The following is a 3,961-nucleotide window of genomic DNA, read 5'->3' on the forward strand; positions in this document are numbered from 1 at the left end:
AAAACCAGTATCACAAATTGTATGAGTACTGGTTTTTTCTATTGTGATAAAGCAGTAAACGTAATTAGCGTTTTACTTCTTCTAGATCACTCGGTAATGGGGACTGTAAACTTTGCCAGATAATGCCGCTGTCTTTACCATATTGACGGACACATTCCATAACATGCTCGACATCTTTTTGCTCACATAATATAGCCAGTTTTTTATAGAAAGCTAACGCGAGTTCTTTGGCTTGAAGATTTGAGAAATAATAACGGCCTACGCGAGTATAAAGCCCTTTTAAGCCGTTTAAAATAAGACCATAAATTGGGTTACCTGATGCAAACGCTAATCCACGGAAAATGTTGTAATCCAGCTCACTAAACTCATCAGCGCTATTTTCAGTGGTAAGCTCATGGTGTAAAACTTCAATGCATTTTTCAGGACTATTTTTAAATGCGGTACGTATAAAAATAGCTGAAATATTGGTTCTAACAGCCAATAAATTATCTATTAATTGTGGCACGCGATCATGATCAAGGCGAGCGACTGTTTCAAGGATATTAAGGCCCGATGTTTCCCAGAAATTGTTTACCTTTGTTGGCTTTCCATGTTGAATAGTTAACCAACCATCACGGGCTAGGCGCTGCAATACTTCTCTTAATGTGGTTCTTGTAACACCGATTAATTCAGAGAGCTCACGTTCCGCTGGAAGAATAGATCCAGGAGGAAAGCGATTATTCCAGATACTTTCAACAATATACTCTTCCGCAAAACCTGCGGGGCTTTGAGCCTTAATAACCATATTTTTATTTCTTCCGAAGCGATTTTTCTGCTAATAATGGAAAAGATAATATCAGAATGCGTAATTTTGATATAGCTCAACCATCATTAAATAGTGAATGGCATCATAAAACTTGATGTCGTTTTATCAATTTATTATTACTAATTGCGCTTAATTTCACAGCGATTAGCGCGTACTATGGTTAGATTGCGCATCATTGCGCTTAAAATCTCTGTTTGGAGGATGAGAAACCTAATGGATATGAGTATAAGACAAGCACTACTAAAGAATTTTATGGGAAACTCCCCAGATTGGTATAAGCTTGCTATTATTACTTTTTTAATTATCAACCCACTTATTTTTTTTCTTTATTGACCCTTTTGTCGCCGGCTGGCTATTAGTTGTAGAATTCATTTTCACACTGGCTATGGCGCTAAAGTGTTACCCGTTACAACCCGGAGGATTACTTGCTATTGAGGCCGTCATCATTGGTATGACAAGCCCAAAACAGATTGGTCATGAAATTGCCAACAACCTTGAAGTGATTTTGCTTCTTGTCTTTATGGTTGCGGGTATCTATTTTATGAAGCAATTATTGCTGTTTGCTTTTACGAAACTGCTGTTATCCATTCGTTCTAAACGAATGTTATCTATTGCCTTTTGCTTCGCAAGTGCCTTTTTATCTGCTTTTTTAGATGCTTTAACCGTTATCGCGGTTGTAATCAGTGTCTCTCTCGGTTTCTACTCTATTTATCATAATTTTGCTTCTAATCAATCAGGGGCAGAATTAAATAATGATGGATTTATTGATACTGCAGAAAAAAAACAAACTTTAGAACAATTCCGTGCTTTTTTACGCAGCTTAATGATGCATGCTGGTGTAGGTACTGCATTAGGTGGCGTAATGACCATGGTGGGTGAACCACAAAACCTGATTATTGCAAAACATTTAGAGTGGGATTTTGTAACCTTTTTTATCAGAATGTCACCCGTCACGATCCCTGTTTTTTTTGCGGGTCTTGCTGTGTGTTACTTTGTAGAGCGTTTTAAACTCTTTGGTTATGGTGCTGAATTACCTGATTTAGTTCGTAAAGTTCTTACTGAATACGACAAGAAAAACAGTGAAAAACGCACTTCTCAAGAAAAAGCACAACTGATGATCCAAGCATTAATTGGTATTTGGTTGATTATTGCTTTAGCACTCCATTTAGCAGAAGTCGGTATTATCGGTTTATCTGTTATTATTCTTGCCACTGCATTTTGTGGGATCACAGAAGAACATGCTCTTGGTAAAGCATTTGAAGAAGCCTTGCCTTTCACTGCATTATTGACCGTTTTCTTCTCTATTGTTGCGGTTATTATCGATCAGCAATTATTTGGCCCTATTATTCAGTTTGTTCTTCAAGCTTCAGAATCTTCACAACTGTCTCTTTTTTACCTCTTTAATGGTCTACTTTCTGCTATTTCAGATAACGTGTTTGTGGGTACAGTTTATATCAGTGAAGCTTTAACCGCATTGCAAGATGGATTAATTAGCCAATCACAATATGAACATATTGGTGTTGCTATTAATACAGGTACAAACTTACCTTCTGTTGCAACCCCAAATGGTCAAGCCGCATTCCTATTCTTATTAACATCAGCACTATCACCACTCATCCGTTTATCATATGGCCGTATGGTGATAATGGCTCTGCCGTATACGATTGTAATGACATTGCTTGGCTTACTCGCCGTTGAGTTTTGGCTTGTTCCTGCAACACATTGGTTCTATGAAATTGGTTTAGTTGCTATTCCGTAACAATAGATCCACAGTTACACTACATAAATAGGACTTTTATTAAATAAAAGTCCTATTTTCTTCATTAAAAAAAGCTTAAATGTAAATATTTGTGAAATAACGGGTTCTAACTTTTTTTTGCTCTTGATTTTTGGGCAGAATAGATACTTATTTTATTTAATATTTAAATGGATATTATTATGCTGACTTCTCTTCGTCACTGGTCACAAAGCCGTTCTTCATGGCTATTGCTTGCATTAACAGCAATAGGTCTTGAAGGTGCTGCATTGTATTTTCAGTACGGAATGGAATTAATGCCTTGTGTAATGTGCGTCTATCAGCGCATCGCGGTATTAGGGATCTTAGTTGCTGCATTGATTGGGGCATCTGCGCCTAAAATGGCACTTATGCGCATGGCAGGTGGTTTTTTATGGATTTATTCCGCATACCGAGGAATTGAACTTTCTTGGGAGCATACACAACTTATTCTGAATCCATCACCTTTTGCAACCTGTGACTTTTTTTGTTACTTTACCTTCATGGTTTGCCCTGCAAGATTGGTTCCCTGCGGTATTCCAAGCAACGGGTGACTGTTCTGTCAGTCAATGGCAATTTTTAACTTTAGAAATGCCACAATGGATGCTGATTATTTTCTCTGCTTATTTTGTTGTCGGTTTATTAGTATTAATGAGCCAAATAACAAGTTCTTTTAAAACAAAAGAATAAAGAAAATAGCCCTTAGCAATAAACTAAGGGCTATTTTTATCATAGAGAAATGGTGATTAAGCATTCAATCCCAAATAAGCTTTAACCAGGAATACAAGCCCCTTCAATTAAAGCTTGTTCACTACAACGCTTACCATTCGCAAATTGACACACTGGTGTCTGACCGCCATGTAATTCATAGTTTAAAGAAGGCACGCCACCTGAAAAAACACAGGTTGCCTTGGCTGATTCTTCTAAGGGAATATCAAGGCTGGTTGTCGGTATTGTTCGACTTTTACTCACCATTTGTGTAGATGAATGTTGTGTCTGCGCTGAATGACTGCATCCTGCAATAAAAGCAAAGCTAGCTAATATAAATAGATAACCCGCTGTTTTAAATTTCTTTTGCATCAAAGACACCCTAATTTCTTCCTGTTATACCTATTAGTGTGAAGCACTTTTTGAAAGTAGATTTATCACTAAAACACCAGCAATAATTAAACTCATCCCAATAATGGCAGGTAAATCGAGTTTTTGTTGATAGAGAAACACAGCAGCAACAGAAACTAAAACTATTCCTAACCCACTCCATATTGCGTAAGCAATACCTAATGGCATGACTCTTACCACTTGAGAAAGTGCCCAAAAAGAAAGACAGTAACCAATGACGACGACAATAGAAGGATATAATCGGCTAAAAACCATCAGAAGCT

At 37.2% G+C, this 3,961-nt stretch carries 3 protein-coding genes and 2 pseudogenes; 2 read left to right on the top strand and 3 right to left on the bottom strand.

The genetic code is table 11. The features are described from left to right. Window positions 1-64: 64 nt before the first annotated feature. The gene (fadR, locus tag BHE89_RS11515; protein WP_069368958.1) at window positions 65-784 is read right to left on the bottom strand and encodes a fatty acid metabolism transcriptional regulator FadR; all 720 of its coding nucleotides are present in this window, start codon (window positions 782-784) and stop codon (window positions 65-67) included. A gap of 234 nt (window positions 785-1,018) precedes the next feature. Between fadR and nhaB the strand changes: the two are divergent. Both nhaB and dsbB read left to right on the top strand, forming a co-directional pair. Beyond that, window positions 1,019-2,564, top strand: a pseudogene (gene nhaB, locus BHE89_RS11520) (sodium/proton antiporter NhaB). Window positions 2,565-2,743: 179 nt separating this feature from the next. After that, window positions 2,744-3,269: pseudogene (gene dsbB / locus BHE89_RS11525) on the top strand (disulfide bond formation protein DsbB). Between the two features lie 81 nt (window positions 3,270-3,350). Here dsbB and BHE89_RS11530 read toward each other — a convergent pair. Further along, window positions 3,351-3,659, bottom strand: coding sequence for a putative hemolysin (locus BHE89_RS11530; protein ID WP_069368955.1), 309 nt, complete (start codon window positions 3,657-3,659; stop codon window positions 3,351-3,353). Between the two features lie 33 nt (window positions 3,660-3,692). Further along, window positions 3,693-3,953: an SMR family transporter gene (locus BHE89_RS11535; RefSeq protein ID WP_286146086.1), complete on the bottom strand. Its 261-nt coding sequence runs from the start codon at window positions 3,951-3,953 to the stop codon at window positions 3,693-3,695. Window positions 3,954-3,961 lie beyond the last annotated feature (8 nt).

Origin of the sequence: Shigella sp. FC1967 (assembly GCF_001743005.1) — a bacterium.
In the GTDB taxonomy this organism is placed as follows: Bacteria; Pseudomonadota; Gammaproteobacteria; order Enterobacterales; family Enterobacteriaceae; genus Proteus.